The 20,622-nt window shown below is 71.3% G+C and carries 19 protein-coding genes and 2 tRNA genes; 16 read left to right on the top strand and 5 right to left on the bottom strand.

The genetic code is table 11. The features are described 5' to 3' along the window. Positions 1-225 precede the first annotated feature (225 nt). The gene (locus DC008_RS11165; RefSeq protein ID WP_425276535.1) at positions 226-1,443 is read left to right on the top strand and encodes a glycosyltransferase family 2 protein; all 1,218 of its coding nucleotides are present in this window, start codon (positions 226-228) and stop codon (positions 1,441-1,443) included. Here DC008_RS11165 and DC008_RS11160 read toward each other — a convergent pair. Both DC008_RS11160 and DC008_RS11155 read right to left on the bottom strand, forming a co-directional pair. Further along, positions 1,415-3,457, bottom strand: coding sequence for a hypothetical protein (locus tag DC008_RS11160; protein WP_108710649.1), 2,043 nt, complete (start codon positions 3,455-3,457; stop codon positions 1,415-1,417). The two genes, DC008_RS11165 and DC008_RS11160, sit on opposite strands and share 29 nt — an antisense overlap. A 125-nt stretch (positions 3,458-3,582) precedes the next feature. Next, complete coding sequence (locus DC008_RS11155) at positions 3,583-4,917, bottom strand: polysaccharide pyruvyl transferase family protein (RefSeq protein ID WP_244221343.1); 1,335 nt, start codon at positions 4,915-4,917, stop codon at positions 3,583-3,585. 266 nt (positions 4,918-5,183) lie between these two features. Between DC008_RS11155 and proB the strand changes: the two genes are divergently transcribed. From proB to DC008_RS11130, 5 genes are all read left to right on the top strand, one after another. After that, on the top strand, positions 5,184-6,311 hold the full coding sequence (gene proB, locus DC008_RS11150) for a glutamate 5-kinase (RefSeq protein ID WP_108706841.1): 1,128 nt from the start codon (positions 5,184-5,186) through the stop codon (positions 6,309-6,311). A 534-nt stretch (positions 6,312-6,845) separates the two neighbouring features. Further along, positions 6,846-7,301 (top strand): hypothetical protein, encoded by a 456-nt coding sequence (locus DC008_RS11145; RefSeq protein WP_055620919.1) that lies wholly within the window; start codon positions 6,846-6,848, stop codon positions 7,299-7,301. Positions 7,302-7,381: 80 nt separating this feature from the next. After that, positions 7,382-8,668, top strand: a complete 1,287-nt coding sequence (locus DC008_RS11140; protein ID WP_108706840.1) for a glutamate-5-semialdehyde dehydrogenase — start codon at positions 7,382-7,384, stop codon at positions 8,666-8,668. Between the two features lie 186 nt (positions 8,669-8,854). Continuing rightward, positions 8,855-9,424, top strand: coding sequence for an SCO2584 family spore wall biosynthesis protein (locus DC008_RS11135; protein ID WP_483027318.1), 570 nt, complete (start codon positions 8,855-8,857; stop codon positions 9,422-9,424). A gap of 113 nt (positions 9,425-9,537) precedes the next feature. Beyond that, a complete protein-coding gene (locus DC008_RS11130) occupies positions 9,538-10,620 on the top strand; it encodes an SCO2583 family membrane protein (protein ID WP_108706838.1) in 1,083 nt (360 codons plus the stop codon). 21 nt (positions 10,621-10,641) lie between these two features. Here DC008_RS11130 and DC008_RS11125 read toward each other — a convergent pair whose 3' ends face one another. Next, a complete protein-coding gene (locus tag DC008_RS11125; protein WP_108706837.1) occupies positions 10,642-11,751 on the bottom strand; it encodes a M48 family metallopeptidase in 1,110 nt (369 codons plus the stop codon). Between the two features lie 126 nt (positions 11,752-11,877). On the opposite strand from DC008_RS11125, the gene DC008_RS35415 reads away from it, so the two are divergent. The 10 genes from DC008_RS35415 (at position 11,878) to DC008_RS11080 (ending at position 17,115) form a co-directional block, all read left to right on the top strand. Further along, entirely contained in the window at positions 11,878-12,039 is a 162-nt protein-coding gene (locus DC008_RS35415) for a hypothetical protein (protein WP_164492289.1), read from the top strand. Between the two features lie 129 nt (positions 12,040-12,168). Then, on the top strand, positions 12,169-12,333 hold the full coding sequence (locus tag DC008_RS11120) for a hypothetical protein (protein WP_107096706.1): 165 nt from the start codon (positions 12,169-12,171) through the stop codon (positions 12,331-12,333). Between the two features lie 76 nt (positions 12,334-12,409). After that, positions 12,410-13,048, top strand: coding sequence for a nicotinate-nucleotide adenylyltransferase (gene nadD / locus DC008_RS11115; protein WP_108706836.1), 639 nt, complete (start codon positions 12,410-12,412; stop codon positions 13,046-13,048). A gap of 25 nt (positions 13,049-13,073) precedes the next feature. Then, positions 13,074-14,738 carry an LCP family protein gene (locus DC008_RS11110; RefSeq protein ID WP_108706835.1) on the top strand — a complete coding sequence of 555 codons (1,665 nt, stop codon included), beginning with the start codon at positions 13,074-13,076 and terminating at the stop codon, positions 14,736-14,738. Between the two features lie 96 nt (positions 14,739-14,834). Next, on the top strand, positions 14,835-15,281 hold the full coding sequence (gene rsfS, locus DC008_RS11105) for a ribosome silencing factor (protein ID WP_108706834.1): 447 nt from the start codon (positions 14,835-14,837) through the stop codon (positions 15,279-15,281). Continuing rightward, complete coding sequence (locus DC008_RS11100) at positions 15,278-15,949, top strand: histidine phosphatase family protein (RefSeq protein ID WP_108710647.1); 672 nt, start codon at positions 15,278-15,280, stop codon at positions 15,947-15,949. The genes rsfS and DC008_RS11100 overlap by 4 nt, the downstream gene beginning before the upstream one ends. Before the next feature lie 121 nt (positions 15,950-16,070). Next, positions 16,071-16,143 (top strand) — tRNA-Ala (locus DC008_RS11095). Positions 16,144-16,469: 326 nt separating this feature from the next. Continuing rightward, positions 16,470-16,643, top strand: a complete 174-nt coding sequence (locus DC008_RS11090; RefSeq protein ID WP_107096705.1) for a hypothetical protein — start codon at positions 16,470-16,472, stop codon at positions 16,641-16,643. A 3-nt stretch (positions 16,644-16,646) separates the two neighbouring features. Beyond that, positions 16,647-16,880 carry a hypothetical protein gene (locus DC008_RS11085; protein WP_003976229.1) on the top strand — a complete coding sequence of 78 codons (234 nt, stop codon included), beginning with the start codon at positions 16,647-16,649 and terminating at the stop codon, positions 16,878-16,880. Between the two features lie 162 nt (positions 16,881-17,042). After that, positions 17,043-17,115, top strand: a tRNA-Ala gene (locus DC008_RS11080). A 153-nt stretch (positions 17,116-17,268) separates the two neighbouring features. Here the strand turns inward: DC008_RS11080 and DC008_RS11075 are convergent. Next, positions 17,269-18,891: an NADH-quinone oxidoreductase subunit NuoF family protein gene (locus tag DC008_RS11075; protein ID WP_108706833.1), complete on the bottom strand. Its 1,623-nt coding sequence runs from the start codon at positions 18,889-18,891 to the stop codon at positions 17,269-17,271. Then, positions 18,888-20,213 carry a ferric reductase-like transmembrane domain-containing protein gene (locus DC008_RS11070; protein ID WP_108706832.1) on the bottom strand — a complete coding sequence of 442 codons (1,326 nt, stop codon included), beginning with the start codon at positions 20,211-20,213 and terminating at the stop codon, positions 18,888-18,890. Before DC008_RS11070 ends, DC008_RS11075 begins: the two co-directional genes overlap by 4 nt. Between the last annotated feature and the right edge of the window lie 409 nt (positions 20,214-20,622).

Below are 20,622 nucleotides of genomic sequence, written 5' to 3'. Positions count from 1 at the left end.
CGCGGCACCACACGAGGCGCGGCCCCCGAGGAGCACTTTCCTCGGGGGCCGCGCCGTTCGCATGCCTGTGATCTGCATGCGCGTGATCTGACCGCCTGCGCTCTGACCGTCTGTGATCTGACTCACCAAAACCTGCCCAGGAGGCAACCCCTGTTCACGCCTGGCCGTCTAGTAAGTAGTGAATGAGGCGATACGGGGGGAATATCCCATTGGCGAGGGGGAAACGTGACGCAGCCTGATGTGTCCGTGATCATCGGGGCGTACGAAGCGATGCCGTATCTGGTCGAGTGCCTCGCATCGGTCGAGGCACAGACCATCGACCCGGAGCGCATCGAGATCATCACCGTCGACGACGGCTCGACGGACGGCACGGGGGAGTACCTGGAGGAGTTCGCGGCCCGGGCGGCCATGCCGGTGACCGTGATCAGGCAGGAGAACTCGGGAGGCCCGAGCGGCCCGCGCAACGTCGGTCTGGGGAAGGCCACGGGGCGCTACGTCTTCTTCCTGGACGCCGACGACCGGCTCGGTCCCGAGGCGCTGGAACGCATGGTCGCGATGGCCGACCGGAACGGCACCGACGTGGTGCTCGGCCGGATCGAGGGCGTCAACCGCGGTGCGCCGAAGTCGATGTGGGGCCGGACGCTGGAGCGGACCGACGTCTTCTCCTCCAACATCCGGTACACGCTGAGCGCGCAGAAGCTGTTCCGCCGTGAGCTGCTGACCCGGCACGGCATGCGCTTCGACGAGTCGCTGTGGACCGGCGAGGACGCGCTGTTCACCATGGAGGCGTATCTGCGGGCCGACGGCGTCTCCGTGATCGCCGACTACACCTGCTACTACCTGGTGGGCCGCGACGACGGCAAGCATGTGACCAAGAGCGGCGGCTACGAACTGCGCTTCGACTCCGCGCGGGCCCTGATGCACCTGATCGCCGAGCACCTGCCGGCGGGCGAGCGCCGCGACCTGCTCATGACGCGCCCGTTAACCGTGACCCTGCTCCCGCAGTTCGGGCCCCGGTTCGCGAAGGACAGCGAAGAGGTCCGCCGGCGCAAGCTCGAACTGGCCAAGCCCCTCATGGACGCCTACTGGACCCCCGGCATCGCCCGCCGGCTCAAGGTCGAGGAGCGTCTGCGGCTGCACCTCGTGGCCGAGCAGCGGCCCGAACTCCTGGTGTCCGTCGCGAAGTTCCTCAAGGACAAGAAGCAGCCGGCGGCTCTCCTGGAGCGCGGCGGCCGCCGCCTCTACCTCGCCTACCCGCACTTCCGCGAGGCCGGGGCCGGCATCCCCGACTCCGTGTACCTCGCGGAACCGCGCGAGGCCCGCGCCTACCCCGGATACCGGGAGGGCGGCCCGGGCACCCTGCTGCGGAGAGCGGCGCGGAAGGCGGGGCGGATGCTGAGGTCCGCCGCCGCCGCTACGGGTGGGCGCGCTGCGGCGGTGTAGCGGACCGCCGCTGGTCGGGGATCTCGGTCGGGACCTCCTCCGCCAGCCGCTCCTCCATCCGGGCCCGGTGCGCCAGGGCCGCCGAACACAGCTCCCGTACCGCCCGGTTGAAGCGCTCCTGCGAGGTCGGCTCGTCCGGTCCCAGCAGGTGCCGCTTCAACTCGGCCCGGGCGTCGGCCAGTTCGTCCTTCTCGGGATGGCGTACGGCGTCCAGCAGCTCCGGCACCCCGGCCGCGTCCGGCGTCAGTACGGTCGCCGCGCGCACGGTCGGGAAGGTCTTGTGGAACACGTCCTCCGCCAGACCGCTGGTGTTCGCCACCGCGTACGGCTTCCCGCTCGCCAGGAAGTCGCTGATCACACTCGACACATCGCTGATCAGCAGGTCCGCCTGGTTGAAGCAGGAGTACAGGGTGGGCCGGGCGTCGACCACGATCTGGTGCTCGCCCTCCGGCAGCGACGCCCAGTACGCCTCCTCCCAGGCGGCCGTGGCCCGCGCCACCGCCTCGGCCCGCCCCGGCTCCGGCGCCGACTGCACGAGCATTCGCTCGACCTGGTCGGCGCCGGGCCGCCCGGCGAGCGCCGTGAGGCGGTCCAGCTCCCGGGTCAGCGCGTCGAGCCCACCGGTGTCGCGAGGGCGCGGCACGGCCCGCTCCCGGTTCGCGGCCCGGATCAGCTCCCGGATGCGCAGGTCGGCGGCCCCGGCCCGCGGGTCCACCGAACCGGTCAGGGGGTGCGGCTTGTACAGCACCCGCACCCCGGGATCGGCGAGCAGCGCCCGTACGACGTTCTCGCCGGCCTCGATCACCGAGGTGTTGCCCGGGTTGCCGTCCCAGCCCTCCCAGGTCGGCGCGTACAGCACCGTCGTCCAGGGCCCTGACGGCGGTCCCTGGTACGGCCGTACGCCGTCCAGCTGCGGGCGGCCGATCTCCACGACGTCCTTGTCCTCGACGCCGACCTCGGCGTACGCGTACCGCTCGCGGGCCGCCGGTCCGGCCACCCACACCTCGTCGTACGCCTTCGCGTAGGGGTTGCACGACGACAGCTTGTCGCTCTCCCCGTGGTTGACGAAGGTGTGCTTCAGCGTGGGGATGCGCAGGACCTGGGAGGTCTTCCCGGAGTTCGAGGGGTGGATGAGCACCTGGAGCGACGACTCCTCCAGGCGCATCAGGGTGGACACCTTCGGCAGGCACAGGATCGGCACGTCGGTCGGCGCGATCTTCTGCACCATGAACCGCTCGCGCAGCACGATCAGCGGCCGGCCCTCCAGCTTCGCCAGCGGCTCCAGCCACATGTTCGCCTGGTACGCCGAGGACACGCCGCCGGAGAAGTACAGCCCGGCCGTCGGCCGGTACTCCGCCAGCCAGGCGTCGAGCCACTCCAGGGCCTCCCGCTCGCCGACCGGGCGACGGCCCGGCAGCAGCCGCACCAGCAGGTCGGCCAGACCCAGGACGGCCAGCCCGAGGGACAGGGCGACCCCGAGGGCCGCGCAGCGCGGGTCACCGGTGGCCGCCGTGGTGAGCAGGCCCGCCGTGGCCGGCAGCCCGAACAGCACCAGCCGGGGGCCGGGGCGGCGCAGCAGCACCGGCGGCGCGGCGGACAGGCGCAGCGCGGAGGCGTCGATGTTGCGGGTGACCACCGGGAGGGTGCGCGTGCGGCGGACCAGCACCGACACCGCCTGGATCGCGCAGTGCAGGGCGTAGAAGGCGAGCAGGCCCCCGACGAGCGGGGTGTACAGCGGCTCCTGCTGCTCGCCGAGCCGCAGCAGGGCCACGACGAGCAGCAGGTCCCGCAGGACATGCCGCACGGTGATGTCGGCGTGCGCCTTGGCGAACGCGGTCAGCACCACGCGCTGCCAGCGGAACAGCACGCCCTCCACGGCCAGGGACACCACCGTCGCCGTGAGCAGCAGCGGGACGTGTGGGCGCAGCGCCGCGCCGGCCTGGACGCAGAAGGCGGCGGCCAGAAGGGCCGAGACGAGTGCTCCCGCCGGGATGCGGGACAGGGGTGCGGGCAACGCGGTCACTCCAAGGTCGGCGCGGGACGTCGTGCGTCCGGTTCAACGCGCGGCGCCCCGGCAACGACACGCCCGTGTCGTCAGGAGTGACCGTGTGCCCCGTGCTGGAGGGGTGTCTCCTCCCCCTACCGCCCCGACTGCAGGGCCCGGCGGATCGGGCCGCCCACCACGCGGCGCGCGCGCCGGTAGACCGACGTCGGGAGCGTTCCGCCGCTCTGGGTGGCCCGGCCCAGCTCGCGCCGCAACCGCTCGTTGTCCTTGCCCAGTTCGCCGACCCGGCGCTGCAGGAAGGCGAAGCGGCTGCTCAGCGAGGTGAGGTCGACCTCGTTCCAGGGGCCGATACCCGCCGGGAAGGTCAGCGAGCGCATGCGCTCCTCGAAGGCGGCGCCGCCGTCGCCGTGCGTGAAGGTGTTCTCCAGGCCGTTGCGGTCGAGGAACGCCGTGAACCGCTCGAAGCGCTCCTGGTGGCCGCTCATGAGGGGGCCGAAGTCGGCCTCCTCGTACAGCGCCGCCGGGTCCACCTCGCCCGTCAGCTTGTCGATCCGGCGGTGCGGGATGCCGAAGTACCGGCACAGCTCCAGCGTCCGCGAGTCACCGCACAGGACGGTCGCCGGGGTGCCCGCGAGCAGCGCGGCGATGTTGCCGTGGATGCGGGAGCCGAAGGAGAAGTCGAAGCCGCGCAGATCGTCGATCCAGGTGACCGGGTCGATGTAGACGCGGACCTTGTCCTCCCGGTACATCGGGTGCTCGGGATGCGTGGGCATCGCCGTGACCAGGGCGTTCGGGTCCGACAGGTCGCGCCAGTGGAGCTGCCGCGCGTCGCTGAGGTTCTGCCCGATGAAGCGCAGATGCGGGTAGCGGGCGTGCGCCCGGTCGATGACCCGGTCCAGACCCTGGGACTTCACGGCGCTGTGCGAGCCGTTGACCGCGATCCGGGAGCCGGCGCCGAGGGCGGGCTCCTTCTTGGTGACCGTGAGCTCCTTGCCGTACAGGAACAGCGACGGGCAGCCGATGACCTCGACGTCCCGGAAGCCGAGGTCGTTGAGGTACTTCTCGGTGAACTCGCCCCGCACGCCGATCGAGGCGCTGCGGTCCAGCACGGCGGAGACGAACGCGCGCACGGCGGGCTCGATGCCCTTCAGCCGGGCCGCGTTGTAGCCGAGCCCGGCCTGCGCGCCGACGCCGACGACGACCACGGGGATGCGCAGCTTCTCGATCAGCCGGGTCAGCCGCTTCAGCTGCGCCTCGAACGACGGCCGGAAGGCGTTCGCCAACGGGATGACGAAGGCGTCGAACTCCTCGTTGATCCGGCCGGCCGCCGAGACGTCCGTGCGGATGCCGTTGGAGACGACCTCCGTGCGCGGCGTCTCGAGGATCTTGTGCGTGGCGTCGCTGAAGATCAGGTTGCCGGAATTGGTGGCGATGACGTCCTGTTCGAGCGCCTCCTCGACGGGGACCACGTCGTACGGACTTTTGCCCGAACGAAGAAGAAGACGCTGCGTGCTGCGGGGATCCTGGGGAGCGTGTGACACGCTCGTCACCCTAGGTTTGCCGCATCTTTAATTTCCATAGGCAACCAACGCAACCTTTTCACCGTACGCGTGGCGTGAGCAAGCGGTTACCACCCGCCTGTGTCCCGGGGGCTGGAACGCCCGCGCGCCGCACGATCCCCTTCGCGTAGATTGCCGGGAGAGGCTTTCGGCGGACACGAGGGAAAAGAGCAGAGGTGGCAGGGGCAAGGCAGGCCGTGCACGAGGCCCGCAGGATCGTCGTCAAGGTGGGCTCTTCCTCGCTGACCACCGCGTCCGGCGGCCTGGACGCCGACCGCGTGGACGCGCTGGTCGACGTCCTCGCCAAGAGCCGCAGCGGCGGGGAGCGGGAGATCGTCCTCGTCTCCTCCGGCGCCATCGCGGCCGGGCTCGCCCCGCTGGGGCTGCGCCGCCGCCCCCGTGACCTGGCCCGGCAGCAGGCCGCCGCAAGCGTCGGCCAGGGCCTGCTCGTCGCCCGCTACACCGCCTCGTTCGCGCGCTACGGCGTCCGCGCCGGCCAGGTGCTGCTGACCAGCGACGACATGAGCCGCCGCGCCCACCACCGCAACGCCTCACGCACCCTGGACAAGCTGCTGGCGATGGGCGCCTTCCCGATCGTCAACGAGAACGACACCGTCGCCACCGACGAGATCCGCTTCGGCGACAACGACCGGCTCGCCGCCCTCGTCGCCCACCTCGTCCACGCCGACCTGCTGGTGCTGCTGTCCGACGTCGACGGCGTGTACGACGGCGACCCCAGCACGCCGGGGACCTCGCGGATAGCGGAGGTGCGCGGCCCGCAGGACCTCGCCCACGTCGAGATCGGCAGCGCCGGCAAGGCGGGCGTCGGCACGGGCGGCATGGTCACCAAGGTCGAGGCGGCCCGCATCGCCGCCGCGGCCGGCATCCCCGTGGTCCTGACCAGCGCGGTCCACGCCGCCGAGGCGCTCTCCGGCCGCGACACCGGTACGTACTTCCACGCCACCGGCAAGCGCTCCGCCGACCGTCTGCTGTGGCTCCAGCACGCCTCCACCCCGCAGGGCTCGCTGACCCTGGACGACGGCGCGGTCCGCGCGGTCGTGGAGCGCCGCAAGTCGCTGCTGCCCGCCGGGATCGCCGCCGTCGAGGGCGAGTTCAGCGCCGGCGACCCTGTCGAACTGCGGGACGGCGCCGGCCGCGCGGTCGCCCGCGGTCTCGTCAACTTCGACGCCAAGGAGATCCCCCAGCTCCTCGGCCGCTCGACCCGCGAACTCGCCCGTGAACTGGGCGCCGAGTACGAACGGGAGGTCGTCCACCGCGACGACCTGGTGCTGCTCACCCCCTGAGGGCTGTCCCGTCATTCCCGGTGGATCGGCGCGCGGCGTCGGATGCGGTGCATCGCAAGGCGGAGGGCCGTCCGCATCCTGGATGTATGCGGACGACCCGACAACGCGGCGAGGTGCCGTAGCTGTCGCCGCGCGCCCGCCGGGAATTACGGGACAGCCCTTAGGGTCACCGCCGGCGCAGCCGCTTGTCGGTGAGCGCACCCCCGCCGACGATCCGGAGACCCTGGGCGTCGGGACCGCGGACCCCGGCTCACCATCCGGGGAACGCCTGAAGCCGCTGGCCGCCTGGGCCGTGTCGGCACCGAGGCCTCGGACGCCCGTCGGCCGTGACCCGTCTGTTCGGCCCCACCCGTGCCCCCGCGTCACGGCGAAAAGCCGAAAACGGGGGGAACACCCCGTTGTGAACGTCGTCATGAGGTGGACGTTCCGCAAAATCGCCCCGCGAGCCCTTGCGGCCTGCTCAACTTTGTCTCACGGACACATTCCGCCGACCGTCCGGTCGGTCACTGCGTGAAGGAGGCCGTCGTGAGACGAGTGCGCCCTGGGACGGCGCCCCGCAGTGCCGGTGGGGGCTCGTCCCGCGCGGCCGGTGAGGAGCGCGCCTTGACGAGCGTCGCGGCCGGCGACCGGTTCGAGCAGCCGGAGGAGCTGCCCCGCCTGTGGCACGTCACCCTCAGCGTCTCCGGCAAGGAGGCCCCGCTGAAGGACGTCCGGCGCGCGCTCGAACAGCTGGCCCACGACCACCCCTTTCTGCTGACGAGCCGGTACGCGAACGACCACGCGGAGATCCGCTACTGGGAGGAGGCCCGCGATCTGCACGACGCGGCCGCCGTCGCCCTGCGGCTGTGGGGCGAGCACCGCCAGACCGCGGGCCTTCCGCCCTGGGAGATCGTCGGCCTGGAGGTCATCGACCGGGAGACCTACCACCAGCGCGTCGCGGAGGGGTACGGGCCGCTGCCGGCCACGCCGGTGGGCGTCCACCCCTTCTGACCGCCGCGCACGCCCCGGGCCCGTCTCGCGGTGCGGAATGCGCGCTGGAACGATACGGCGGGCGCACTACCCTTCGTGGTATGACCTCGCTCTCCCCGTACGACGCCATGACCCCGGTCACCCAGGCCGCCTACCGCGCCAAGGCCGCCGCGGCCGACCTGGCCCCCCTGCCGCGGGCCGAGAAGGACGACGCGCTGCTGGCCATCGCGGACGCCCTGGAGGTCCGCACCAGCGAGATCGTCGAGGCGAACGCCAAGGACATCGCCAAGGCCCGCGAGGCCGGCACCAGCGAGGCGATCGTCGACCGGCTGACCCTCACCCCCGAGCGGGTCCGGGCCATCGCCTCCGACGTACGGGACGTCGTCGCCCTGCCCGACCCGGTCGGCGAGGTCGTCCGCGGCTCGACCCTGCCCAACGGCATCGACCTGCGCCAGGTCCGCGTCCCGCTGGGTGTCGTCGGGATCATCTACGAGGCCCGCCCGAACGTCACCGTGGACGCCGCCGCCCTCTGCCTGAAGTCCGGCAACGCCGTGCTGCTGCGCGGCTCGGCCTCCGCGTACGAGTCGAACTCCGCGCTGGTCCGAGTGATCCGGGACGCCGTCGGCGGCGCCGGGCTGCCCGCCGACGCCGTGCAGCTGGTGCCGGGCGAGAGCCGCGAGAGCGTGCGCGAGCTGATGCGCGCCCGCGGCCTGGTCGACGTGCTGATCCCGCGCGGCGGCGCCTCCCTGATCCAGACGGTCGTCGCCGAGTCCACGGTCCCGGTGATCGAGACCGGCACCGGCAACTGCCACGTCTACGTCGACGCCCACGCCGACCTCGACATGGCCATCGACATCCTGATCAACTCCAAGGCCCAGCGCGTCAGCGTCTGCAACGCCGCCGAGACCCTCCTGGTCCACCAGGACATCGCGCCCGAGTTCCTGCCGCGCGCCCTGGACGCCCTCGCGGAGGCCGGCGTGACCGTGCACGCCGACGACCGGGTGATGGCGTACGCCGAGGACTCCAAGGCCACCGTCGTCGAGGCGACCGCCGAGGACTGGGAGACCGAGTACCTGTCGTACGACATCGCCGCCGCGGTCGTGGACTCGCTGGAGCGGGCGGTCGAGCACATCCGCCTGTGGACCTCCGGTCACACCGAGGCCATCGTGACCACCTCGCAGCAGGCCGCCCGCCGCTTCACCCAACTGGTCGACTCCACCACGGTCGCCGTGAACGCCTCCACCCGGTTCACCGACGGCGGCCAGTTCGGCTTCGGCGCGGAGATCGGCATCTCCACCCAGAAGCTGCACGCGCGCGGCCCGATGGGCCTGCCCGAGCTGACCAGCACGAAGTACATCGTCACAGGCGACGGGCACATCCGGCGCTGATCCGGGGCCGCTGCGGCCCGGCTCACGGGCGCCCGCGAGAAGCCTCGGGGCGCCCGGCGCACAGCCGGGGCATATGCGTCCGACACGCGCTCCCGCAGGCGTCCGCGCCCCGGGCGGGTGTCTCAGCAGACGGATGAATTTCCATACGGTCTGCCCAAAATGACCCCCCAGGTCTACTCTGGGTCCGTGCCGGAGGACGTGGGGGGCACGCCGTTCCCTGACGGCTGGGAGCCCGACGACGACCACGACCACGGGGTGTCGGACGAAGAGTTCGCCTCCGTGGTCTTCGACGAGGCATTCGTACGCGCGGCCGTGGTGCACGAGCCGACCGCCGTCGAGCGCCTCCTGGCCGCCGCGCAGGCGAGAGCCGAGGCCTCCGAGGCGGAGGCCCGCCGGGCCCATGGCCGCGGCGACCGGTTCGACGAGGCCTACGGCGAGCTCACCGGCTTCGGCCACGACCCCGACTTCGACGACCTGGACGACCGGGGCCTCCTCGAGGACGGCTACGGCGGCTCCGGGGCGTTCGGCAAGCAGGTCCGCTGGCATCGTCCGGTCGCCTGGGTCCTCGCCGTGGTGATGGGCGTCGGCATGGTCGCGCTGGCCTTCGCCGCCGTCTACCGGGGCGCCTCCTCCAGCAGCGGCGACCAGGCTCCCGTGCCGGCCACCACCGGATTGGAGCAGGGCGGGGGACCGGTGCCGTCGGCCTCCGCCGACTACTCCCGGCCGACCGTCTCGGCGATCCCGCGCACGCCCTGACCCCGGAGCGCCGGACAACCCCTGGGCCGACCGGTCAAAACTGGTGAGAACCTGTCAGAAGTTGTCCTGTGGACGGGCGTTTACCCGGGCTCCGCGAGACCTACCCTGAAGATATGGGAGGGTCAGCGGACCCACCTGAGGGGACACCCGAAGGCGGCCCCGGAGGTGGCGAGGACGAATACCGGTCCGTCGTCTTCGACGAATCGTTCGTGCGGGCTGCCCGTCTCCAGGAGTTCTCCGCACAGGAGCGCATCACCGATCACGCTCCCGCCGTCCGCAGCCTCCCGCCGCTGCGCAAAGGGCTGTCCCGGCAGGCCCTGATCCTGGTCCTGCTGATGGCCCTCGCGTTCGGCACCGCGATCTACATGGGCGTACGCCACCCCTACCAGGCCCCCGACGGCTCCGGACCGCCCGCCGAGCCGCTGCGCATGACCGTCATCCCGCTCTCCCCCCGGGGCGAGGTGCCCGGAGCGGCCGACACCGACCTGCTGTACGCCCGCAGCCCCGCCGCGCAGTTCCGCATCGGCGCCGAGGGCGTCCCGCTGCCCGCCGCCCGGCGCACCGCGCACTTCTCGGACAGCCAGGTCACGGGCGCGCTGTCCATCGCCAAGGACTACATCGTGCGGTCCGCCCTCTACCCCGAGGTGCTGACCGGCGACCAGACCCGCCCCGTGCGGATGCTGCTCGATCCCGAGCAGCTCGACCAGTTCGACCGCAGCTTCAGCCACCCCGCCCCGGACGGACGGCACGCGCCCACCGGCTGGCTGGTGCGCTTCGACCCCTCCCAGGCGGAGCTCGCCGACCGCAGGATCCGGGTGCAGGGCACCCTCCAGGCCGCCGAGAGCGACGCCGGCACGCTGGAGGTCACCGCCGACCACACCTTCGTCTACGCGCTGCGCCCCGCGCGCGAGGACGCGGGCGGGGACAAGGCCGACGCGTCGCTGTTCACGGTGCGCCGAGAGCTGCAGTTCCGGTTCGACCGCGAGGATCTGCGGCTGCACCAGGCCCAGCTGGTCGTCTCCTACGTCCAGGCCGGACCGCTGTCCTGCGCCGAGGACTCCGTGAACCGGCTGCACCCGCTGCTGGCCGGCCAGACCGCCAAGGAGGGCGGACCGGCCGGGACCGACCCATACGCCACCGGCGGGGCCACGGCCCTGTGCGGCTCGCTGGCGCCGGGATCCCAGCCGAAGGTCTGAGCAGCCCGTCCGAGACCCGCCTCAGGCCGTGCTGCCGGAGGCCCCGTCGCCGTCCTCGCGCGCGGGCCCGTCCTTCGGCGTCGAGCCCGACCCCGACCCCGAGCCCGCGCCCGTGAAGCCGCCGAAGCCCCTGCGCACCCGGCCGCCCAGGTCGCCCGCGCCCCCGGCGATGTCCGTGACCAGCTTCATCAGCGGGTCCTTGGACGACTTCACATGGCCGGCGTAGTGGGACGCCGACTCACGGAACGAGTCGGTCACCGAGGTGTCCTTGTCCTCGGAGCGGCGCGGGTAGTGGCCGTCCATGATCCGCTGGAAGTCGCGGGACTCCGCCCACCGCTTGAGCTCGGCCGCGCGGACCGTGGTGAAGGGGTGCGAGCGGGGCAGGACGTTCAGGATCTTCAGGACCGAGTCGCGCAGGTCGCCGCCCGCCTCGTACTCCTCGGCCTGCTTCAGGAAGGCGTCGACGTTCATCTCGTGCAGATGGTGGCCGCCGGCGAGCTTCATCAGGCCGCGCATCGACGCCTGGAGGTCCTGGCCGACGAGCAGCCCCGCGCGGTCCGCGGACAGCTCCGACTTGCGGAACCACTCCCGCAGGGCCGTCACGATCGCCATGATCGCCAGATTTCCCAGCGGGATCCAGGCGACCCGGACGGCGAGGCTGGTCAGGAAGAGCAGGATCGTGCGGTACACCGAGTGGCCCGAGAGGGCGTGGCCCACCTCGTGGCCGACGACGGCCCGCATCTCCTCCTCGTCGAGCAGCTCCAGCAGCCCCGTCGTGACGACGATGATCGGCTCGTCCAGGCCGATGCACATGGCGTTGGGCACCGGGTCCTGGTTGACGTACATCGGGGGGACCTTCTCCAGGTCCAGGATGTAGCAGGCGTCCCGCAGCATGTCGTTGAGGTGCGCGAACTGCTCGTCGGAGACCCGGACCGAGTCCGACAGGAACAGCAGCCGCAGACTGCGCTCGGGGAGCAGGCCGCTGAGCGCCTTGAAGACCGTGTCGAAGCCGGTGAGCTTGCGCAGGGCCACCAGGGCGGAGCGGTCCGCGGGGTGCTCGTAGGCGCGGGAGGAGATCCCGGGGAAACGCGTGCGCCGCCTGCTCGGCACCTGCTCGTGGCCATCGGACATGTCTTTCCCCCATGTGCGTGAGTGTGGCCTTTGCGGACCCTTGTGCGGCCCTTTGCGTCCCCGAGGCTGGGCTCAGCCTAGGCGCAGTTACCGTGGACGGGCACTACAGCGAAGGAGTTCGGCGTCATGGAGCACATCACCGCGGCCGCCTGGTTCGCCGAGGCCGCGGGCGCGGCCGAGGAGCCGGTGTCGGGCAATCTGCTCAGGATCGTGCTGATCGTGGTGGTCGTGGGCGCTGTGCTGACCGCGTGGTTGCTGCTGCGGGGCTACAGGCAGAAGGACGACTGAGCCGCGGGGAAGGTTCCCCGGGCGGACCGGAGCGCCACCAACGGTGGAGTCGGCGTGATCGCCGTCATGGTGGCCGCATACGATGAGCCGACGTCTTTATCCCGCCCACACCGATAGGTCACGCCGAAGATGAGCTTCCACAGCGCAGCTGCCCAGTTGGTCACTCTCGCCGCCGAGGGCGAGCAGCACGGGGGCAACCACGACAGCATCAGCCCGTGGCTCACCGGCGGCGGTGCCTTCGTCATCCTCCTGCTGCTGCTGTGGGTCACCACCCGCTTCAACCGCGACCGCTGATCCCGGCCGGCCTCGAGGCTCCGCCCGCGCGACCGCCGGCCGGAGCCCTCGGACGGGGCCGGTAGGGTCTGCACGCATGGGAGAGCAGGACATGCCTACCGGCCCCGGAAACGGACCGACGAACTCCGGCAAGCGCCGTCTCGGCGTCATGGGCGGGACGTTCGACCCGATCCACCACGGGCACCTCGTCGCGGCCAGCGAGGTCGCCGCGCGGTTCCACCTGGACGAGGTCGTGTTCGTGCCGACCGGCCAGCCGTGGCAGAAGAGCCACCGGCACGTCTCCCCGGCCGAGGACCGCTATCTGATGACGGTCATCGCCACGGCGGAGAACCCCCAGTTCTCCGTCAGCCGCATCGACATAGACCGGGGCGGCCCCACCTACACCGTGGACACGCTGCGCGATCTGCGCGCGCTGAATCCCGACACGGACCTCTTCTTCATCACCGGAGCCGACGCCCTCGGTCAGATCCTGACCTGGCGCGACTCCGAGGAGCTGTTCTCCCTCGCGCACTTCGTCGGGGTCACCCGGCCCGGCCACCAGCTCGACGACGCCGGCCTGCCGGAGGGCGGCGTCTCGCTGGTCGAGGTCCCGGCGCTGGCCATCTCGTCCACCGATTGCCGTGCGAGAGTCGCGAAGAAGGACCCCATCTGGTATCTGGTGCCGGACGGAGTCGTGCGCTACATCGACAAGCGCGAGCTGTACCGCGGCGAGTGAGGCGAGTGAGCCGAGAGGGGCTACGGTGAACGACCGATACGACGCGGGCTACGGGGACGTCCCCTACGAACTGGTCGGCTACGACGAGTACGGGCAGCCGGTGTACCGGCAGATCCCGGCGCAGCAGCAGCCCCAGCAGCACTACGATCCCTACGCTCAGCAAGGCTACGGATACGACCCGTACGCGACCGGCACCCAGCCGCAGACACCGCCGTACGACCCCTTCGGCGACACCGGTCCGCAGGAGCCCGCCCCCGCCTCCTACGACCCGTACGGCGCCGGCACGCACGCCCAGTACGACCCCTACGGGCAGACCGCCGCCGGCGGCCGGCAGCCCCGCGTCGCCGAGCAGACCGCCTACATCCCGCAGCAGGCCGGCCCGGCCGAGGAGCCGGAGACCGGCGAGCGGGCCGACCGGGACTACCGCACCGAGCAGTTCGCCTTCGTCGAGGAGCCCGACCAGGACTCCGAGGACGTCATCGACTGGCTGAAGTTCACCGAGAACCGCACCGAGCGGCGCGAGGAGGCCCGGCGCCGGGCACGCGCGCGCGTGATCGCGCTCGTCGTCGTCCTCGCCCTCGTCGCGGCGGGCGGCGTCGGCTACCTCTGGTACGCCGGGAAGCTGCCCGGCCTCGGCTCGTCGGACGGCAAGACGAACACCGCGACGCCGGTCGGCGCGCAGAAGCGCGACGTGATCGTCGTCCATCTGCACAACACCGCCAAGGGCGGCACCTCCACCGCCCTGCTCGTCGACAACACCACCACCCAGCAGGGCACCACCGTCCTGCTGCCCAACTCCCTCGCCGTGGCCTCCGACGACGGCTCCACGACCACCCTGGCCAAGTCCGTCGACGACGACGGCTCGGCCGGCACCCGCGACGCCATCGACACCGTCCTCGGCACCGAGATCCAGGGCACCTGGCGGCTGGACACCCCCTATCTGCAGAACCTCGTCGACCTGATCGGCAACATCGAGGTCGACACCGACGTGGACGTCCCGGACCCGTCCGCCAAGTCCAAGGGCGCCGCACCCCTCGTCCGCAAGGGCAAGGACCAGACCCTCAGCGGCAAGACGGCCGTCGCCTACGCCACCTACCAGGGCTCCGGCGAGGCCCAGAACGCCCAGCTCCAGCGGTTCGGGCAGGTCATGCAGGCCGTGCTGCGCAAGCTGACCTCGGACAGCGGCGGCGCGACCACCACCGTGCAGACCCTCGGCATGATCATCGAGCCGCCGCTGACCGAGAAGGACCTCGGTGCCTTCCTCGCCCGGCTCGCCGACCTGGCCAAGGGCGGCGACTACAAGACGGCCCTGCTGCCCGTGCAGGACGACGGCACGCTGAGTCAGCAGGCCAGCGCCAGCGTGGTCAAGGACGTCCTCGGCGGCACCGCCAAGAGCCCCGACAAGGACGCCGCCGTCCGCGTGTCCGTCCGCAACGCCAGCGGCGTCAAGGACAACTCCGGCAAGGCGCGCGTGGTGCTGCTCAACGGCGGCTTCACCTTCCTGGAGGGCGGCACCGCGTCCGCCGCGGCGACCTCTTCGGTCCGCTACTCCGACGCCGCCGACAAGGCCGACGCCACCGAGGTCGCCAAGACCCTGGGGCTGCCCGCCGACGCGGTCGTCAAGGGCGAGGTGTCCGCCAACGCGGATGTCACGGTGGTCCTCGGACAGGACTACGACCCGAAGTCGTGAAGCCCGGCACCCCACGTACGCCACCCATCACGTGGGGTGCTGTCACCGGTCCGTGAGACCCTTGGAGACAAGTGTCCACCGACCGAAAGCCTTGTAGTGACCGCTACCGACCGTTCGACCGAGCTCGTCCGCACCGCCGCCCAGGCGGCCGCCGACAAGCTCGCGCACGACATCATCGCCTATGACGTGAGCGACGTCCTGTCGATCACCGACGCCTTCCTGCTCGCCTCCGCGCCCAACGACCGCCAGGTCAAGTCGATCGTCGACGAGATCGAGGAGCGGCTCCTCAAGGAGCTCGGCGCCAAGCCGGTGCGCCGCGAGGGCGACCGCGAGGCCCGCTGGGTGCTGCTGGACTACGTCGACATCGTCGTCCACGTCCAGCACTCCGAGGAGCGCGTCTTCTACGCCCTGGAGCGCCTGTGGAAGGACTGCCCCGAGCTCGACCTTCCCGACGACGCCAAGGCCACCCGCGGCAAGGCGGCCGAGCACGCCAAGCTCCAGGCCGCGGAGGAGGCCGCCGAGCTGGACGGTGAGTGGCGGTGAGCGCCACCGGTGAGGTGACCGCCGGTCGTCCCGGCCGGGGGCGCCGCCTCATCCTGTGGCGGCACGGCCAGACCTCGTGGAACGTGGAGCGCCGCTTCCAGGGCTCCACGGACGTCGACCTCACCGAGGTCGGCGTCTCCCAGGCCCGCCGTGCCGCCCGGCTGCTCGCCGGCCTCAAGCCGGACGCGATCATCGCCTCCGACCTGATGCGCGCCGCCCGCACCGCCGCCGAGCTGGCGGTGCTCACCGGCCTTGACGTCACCCACGACGAGTCCCTGCGCGAGACCTACGCGGGTGTCTGGCAGGGGCTGACGCACGAGGAGATCATCGCCCGGTACGGCGAGGAGTACGCCGCGTGGAAGCGCGGTGAGCCGGTCCGCCGCGGCGGCGGCGAGCTGGAGACCGAGGTGGCCGACCGCGCCGCCCCGGTCGTGCTGCGCCACGCCGAGAAGCTCCCCGCGGACGGCACGCTCGTCGTGGTCAGCCACGGCGGCACGCTCCGTACGACCATCGGCCGCCTCCTGGGGCTCGAGCCGCACCACTGGGAGAGCCTGGGCGGGCTGTCGAACTGCTGCTGGTCCGTCCTCGGAGAGGGCGCCCGCGGCTGGCGTCTGCTGGAGCACAACGCCGGCACCCTGCCGGAGCCGGTGCTCGGCGACGACGACTGACGCCGAGGACGGACGCCGACGGTCCCGGCCGGGGCGGCCCGGGACCCGGATTTCACTTTCCGGCAGGTCGCAGGCTAAAGTTCTTCTTGTTCGCCCCGCTGAGCGGGAAGAACAGCGACAAGGGGCTATAGCTCAGTTGGTAGAGCGCCTGCATGGCATGCAGGAGGTCAGGAGTTCAATTCTCCTTAGCTCCACAGCGAGACAACAAGATCCCGCCGATCGATCCGATCGGCGGGATCTTCTGGTATCCGGCACGGGTGCCCGGACCAACGTCCTCCGGCGCGGGGCCGGTTCGCACGGGACGAGATCCCGCGGGAACTGTTCCGGTCCGGCTTGAGTGACTTGGGCCCCGCAGGCGTATACCTCTGAGGAGGCGTCCAGGCGCGGTGGACGCGCGGTCCCGTACGCCGACGGGGCCGCCGTGTCCGGACTGGTACTGAGGCGTCGCTGACCGTATTGGCCCGGCCGTGGCAGAATCAGACGGCCGGAAGGGGGCGCGTCCCGACGGGAGGGAGCAGTGATGCCTGCGAGCATCCTCGGAGAGGTCGGTCACCTCTTCGAGACGGCATTGGCACGGGACACCATCATCCGCCTCAGCTGCCCTTCCTGCGGTTCCGGCCACGTCGCCCAGCTTCTCGGGGACAACGGCGGAATCTCCTACGTGTGCACGGCCTGCGGCCACAGCTGGAGCTGATCGATGGGTGCACACAGGCGAAAGTGCGACTGGTGTGGCAGCGGAACGCCGATCGTCCGTGACATGGAACCGGTGAACCCCGACTACCAGTACTGGTGCGAGGAATGCGCGCGGGCGCTGATCATAAAAGGCGACCCCATCGAGACCTACCGTGAGCTCGAAGGGGAGCCGATCTACGGGCGTCTGCTCGAGGAGCACTGCACGCTCAAGCGCTTCTACTCCTTCGTCACGGCGTGACGGTGGTGCCCTGCTTCCAGGGGTCCGTCCTGGGGGTCCCTCAACTGTCAGGTAATCCGACATGGGTGGACATATCGGGCAGGAGGGTAATGGATTTGGTGGAGCGCCCCGTCGACCGGTAATGTTGGCGTCGCCGCCGGGGAGATCGGGCGGACCGAGCAAGGGGCTATAGCTCAGTTGGTAGAGCGCCTGCATGGCATGCAGGAGGTCAGGAGTTCAATTCTCCTTAGCTCCACAGTGAGATCCCCCGGGTCGATGAGACCCGGGGGATCTTTTTCATGTGCGCGTGGTGCGGGCGTCGTTGCCCGGGAGGCGCGGGAGACGCACGAAGGGGCCGTCCGGATCGGACGGCCCCTCCACACGCGTTCCACGGCCCCTCTAAGGCCCTTCAGCGGCCCAGTGCGCGCCGGCCCCGGCCCTCGCGGCCCTGGGACAGCACCGGCAGGTTGTTGCGCGACGGGGCCTGCCCCCGGGTGTCCTCCTCGATCCGCAGGGCGAGCGCCGGGCAACGCCGCACCGCCCGCAGGGCCTTGGCCTCCGCGTAGCGCGGCACCATGGCCTGGGCGACGGTCGGGAAGCCGTCGGCGCCGAGCTGGAAGACCTCCGGGAGGATGTCCGCGCACAGGCCGTGGCCCCGGCACAGCGTCCAGTCGACGTAGATCTTCTGACGGCTGGGACCGTTCTCCTCGGACTCGCCGCCGCCCGGGATGCCCGTCGGCGCTTTGCCGCCCTCGAAGAGCGGCAGAACGCCCTCCACGGGCCGTCCGCAGCCGTTGCCGAGGACATGGGCGGCCAGGTCGTCCGTGAACGCCTTGATGGTCGACTCGAGGAACATCGCCGAGCCGTCCGGGTGCGAGCACGCCCCGCGCCGCTTCACGTTCTTGGCGACCTGCTTCAGCGCCTCCAGGGCGGCCGGGCCGCCGCCGTTGATGATGTCCTCCATGCCGCGCGCCGCGGCCGGCAGTCCCAGGTAGCAGGGCCCGCACTGACCGGCGCTCTCCTCGGCCAGCCACTGCGCCACTCGCAGCGACTCGCCCAGCGGGCAGGTCTCCTGACTGATCGGCAGGATCGCGCCGGCGCCCAGCGAACCGCCCACCGCGTCCAGCGAGTTGCGGGAGACGATCGCCTCGTTCACGGTCGCCGCGTCGATCCACTTGCCGTGGTAGCCGCCGGTCAGCACGCCCTGCGGGATCGGCGGCGCCCCGGCGAGCTGGAGGACGTAGCGCAGCGGCACGCCCGTGGGGACCTCGATGACCATGGGGCGCGCCACCGCGCCGGAGACCGTCAGCATGACGGTGCCCGGCTCGTCGTACAGACCGGTGTTGCCGTAGCGCTCGGGGCCGATGCGGGCGGCGATGGCCAGCTGCGCGAACGTCTCGGCGTTCGACAGCAGGGTCGGCGCGCCGCCCACGCCGTTCTGCGAGGCGCTGACCTTGCGGCCGGGCGGGATCGCCGGGCCGCCGTCGATGGAGCGGATCAGGGACGCCGCCGCGCCGGTGACCATGCGCACCGGATTGCGCTGCACGAACGCGCGTAGCGCCGAGCGGCGGCTGTTGCTCAGACCGCGCTCGGCCAGCGCGGCCTCCATGGACCGCTGGGTCGACTCCCGGGTGACCCCCACCACGAGCGTGCGGGCACCCAGGGCCTCGGCGACCAGCAGCGCGCCGTCCAGGATGAGGTGCGGGGCACGGTTGATCATCACCGTGTCCTTGCGGCAGGCCGGTTCGTCCTCACTGCCGTTGACGACGACGACCGGCCGCACACCGCGCTTGATCGCGGACTCGGCGACCGAGCGCAGCTTCTTGTGGAAGGGGAAGCCCGCGCCGCCGCGCCCCTTGAGGTTGATGTTCTCGGCGAGCTTCGCGAGCTGCTCGCCGCCCATCGGTTCGAGCGGCCCGTGCACCTTGAGGTGCATGGGCAGGTCCAGTCGTTCCACAAGGTCGAAGCCCGACGTGAGCTGGGGAAGGCCGACCACGCGGACTTCGGGGACGTCGGGCAGGGCCTCGTTCACTTAAAGCCTCCGGAAGGCGTGTTCCAAGGTTCGCCCGGACCCGGTGCGTCGAAGTCGTAGGAAGCACCGGGCATCGTTTCAGTGGCGGGACCGCTGTTGTACGTGTCGTTCTGGTTGTACGTACCGAAGACGGCGTTTGTCTCGGAGGTGTCGTACACATCACTCGACCCGTAGCCGGCGGCGCCGCCTCCGTAGCCCGCGGCGCCCGTGGTGCCGTAGGCGGGGATGTTGTTGAAGCCGGTGTCGTTGAGCGGGTCGTAGGCCGAGGGGGGTGCCTCGCCGACCGGCGGCGGGGAGGGGATCGGCCAGCTGCCCGTGCCGCCGTCCGCGCGCGGGACGGCCTGGGTGGGCTGGGTGTCGAACGGCAGGTCCATCCGGGCCGTGCGGTCGGCCGCGTACGACTCCTGGCCGCCACCGGAGCGTGGGGAGACGGCCCGGTAGGCGGCGGCGAAGCCGGCGGTGGTCTCGGCGGCCGACGGGGGCTGCGCCGGCATGCCGGGCAGGGGACCGGGCCGGCCGTCGCGGGACGCGCGCTTCTCGGAGCGCGGGGCGTCGAAACCCGCCGACCCGGAGGCGGCCCGGGCGCGGCTCTCCTCGAGGCCCTCGCGGACCCCAGGCTCGTTCCCGACGATCTGGGCGATCCGGTCGGCGAACCGGCGCTTGACCGGGCGCGGCGCGGCGCGCAGGGCGAGGGCGGCGGCGACGCCGACCACGCACAGCTCGTAGCTGACCATGAAGAAGGTCTTCGCCGGGCGCCCGGCGAACAGGCCGTGGATCAGGGCGGCGCACCAGGCCGGGTAGGCCAGCATGTGCATCGCGCGCCAGCGGGCGGCGACCGGCGCGGGGGAGGCGAACTGGTTGCGCAGCGCGCCGGTGACGCCGACGAAGATCATGAGCAGCGCGGCCATGGAGCCCAGGCCGATCAGGAAGGCGCTGCCCGGGATCTCGTCGCCGCCGAAGAAGACGAGGCTGAACGGGATGATCGCGGCCATCGGGCTCGCGTGGTCCAGGGCGAGTTTGACGCCGATGTGCACCAGAAGGAACGCGATCGAGGCGACGGCGGTCACCCGGTGGACGCCCTGCGCGATGATCCGCTGGCGGGTGTCGAGGATCATCCGGTCCTGGGCGACCAGACCCCAGATCACGGAGCAGGTGAGACAGACGAGGGACAGGACGCCGGCACCGAAGTTGAGGAACTCCTGGAGCCAGCTGCCGCCGAGGAAGACGACCAGGGGTATGAGCAGCAGGACGGCGGCCGTCGCGACCCCGTAGGCCGACCGGCCCGGTTGGGGGAGCGAACTGTTACTACGACGAGGGTTCATGGGGGCAACTCCGAGCGGTTCGGGAAGGCGGTCCCGGTGCCGCACTCTAAGTGGCTCCATACCGGGGGGTACGGCGTTTGAGTTATTGCGTTGTTATCTACGGGCCGCGCGTGGCGCCCGATGTCCCTTAGCGTCTGTTACGCCAGGTAACAATTGAACCTTGTTCAGCTTTTCGATGTCTTCACATTCCTCAGGTACGCAGCAGGGGGCGCCGATGTTCACGCGCGCGCCCGTCGAAAGCCCGTCGCTCCGCGCTCCGGCGCTGCGGTACCCTGACGCCATGCGTGCCGTACGCCTTCTGCTTAGCGAGCCGCGCTGATCACTCCCGACCACCGGGCGATTCGGATGGTCGGCATCGGCGCGGCGTCCCCTCCTGTGCGAGGGGATTTTTCGTTTTTCGACAATCGCA

Source organism: Streptomyces nigra (assembly GCF_003074055.1).
Lineage (GTDB): Bacteria > Actinomycetota > Actinomycetes > Streptomycetales > Streptomycetaceae > Streptomyces > Streptomyces nigra.
This window is presented reverse-complemented; position numbering and strand designations above follow the sequence as displayed.

Coding starts and splice junctions, on each gene's coding strand:
- DC008_RS35415 (WP_164492289.1), top strand. CDS start 11,878: ATGGAGCACATCACCGCGGCCGCCTGGTTCGCCGAGGCCGCGGGCGCG.
- DC008_RS11090 (WP_107096705.1), top strand. CDS start 16,470: ATGCCTGCGAGCATCCTCGGAGAGGTCGGTCACCTCTTCGAGACGGCA.
- DC008_RS11120 (WP_107096706.1), top strand. CDS start 12,169: ATGAGCTTCCACAGCGCAGCTGCCCAGTTGGTCACTCTCGCCGCCGAG.
- DC008_RS11085 (WP_003976229.1), top strand. CDS start 16,647: ATGGGTGCACACAGGCGAAAGTGCGACTGGTGTGGCAGCGGAACGCCG.
- DC008_RS11125 (WP_108706837.1), bottom strand. CDS start 11,751: ATGTCCGATGGCCACGAGCAGGTGCCGAGCAGGCGGCGCACGCGTTTC.
- DC008_RS11130 (WP_108706838.1), top strand. CDS start 9,538: ATGGGAGGGTCAGCGGACCCACCTGAGGGGACACCCGAAGGCGGCCCC.
- DC008_RS11070 (WP_108706832.1), bottom strand. CDS start 20,213: ATGAACCCTCGTCGTAGTAACAGTTCGCTCCCCCAACCGGGCCGGTCG.
- DC008_RS11140 (WP_108706840.1), top strand. CDS start 7,382: ATGACCTCGCTCTCCCCGTACGACGCCATGACCCCGGTCACCCAGGCC.
- nadD (WP_108706836.1), top strand. CDS start 12,410: ATGGGAGAGCAGGACATGCCTACCGGCCCCGGAAACGGACCGACGAAC.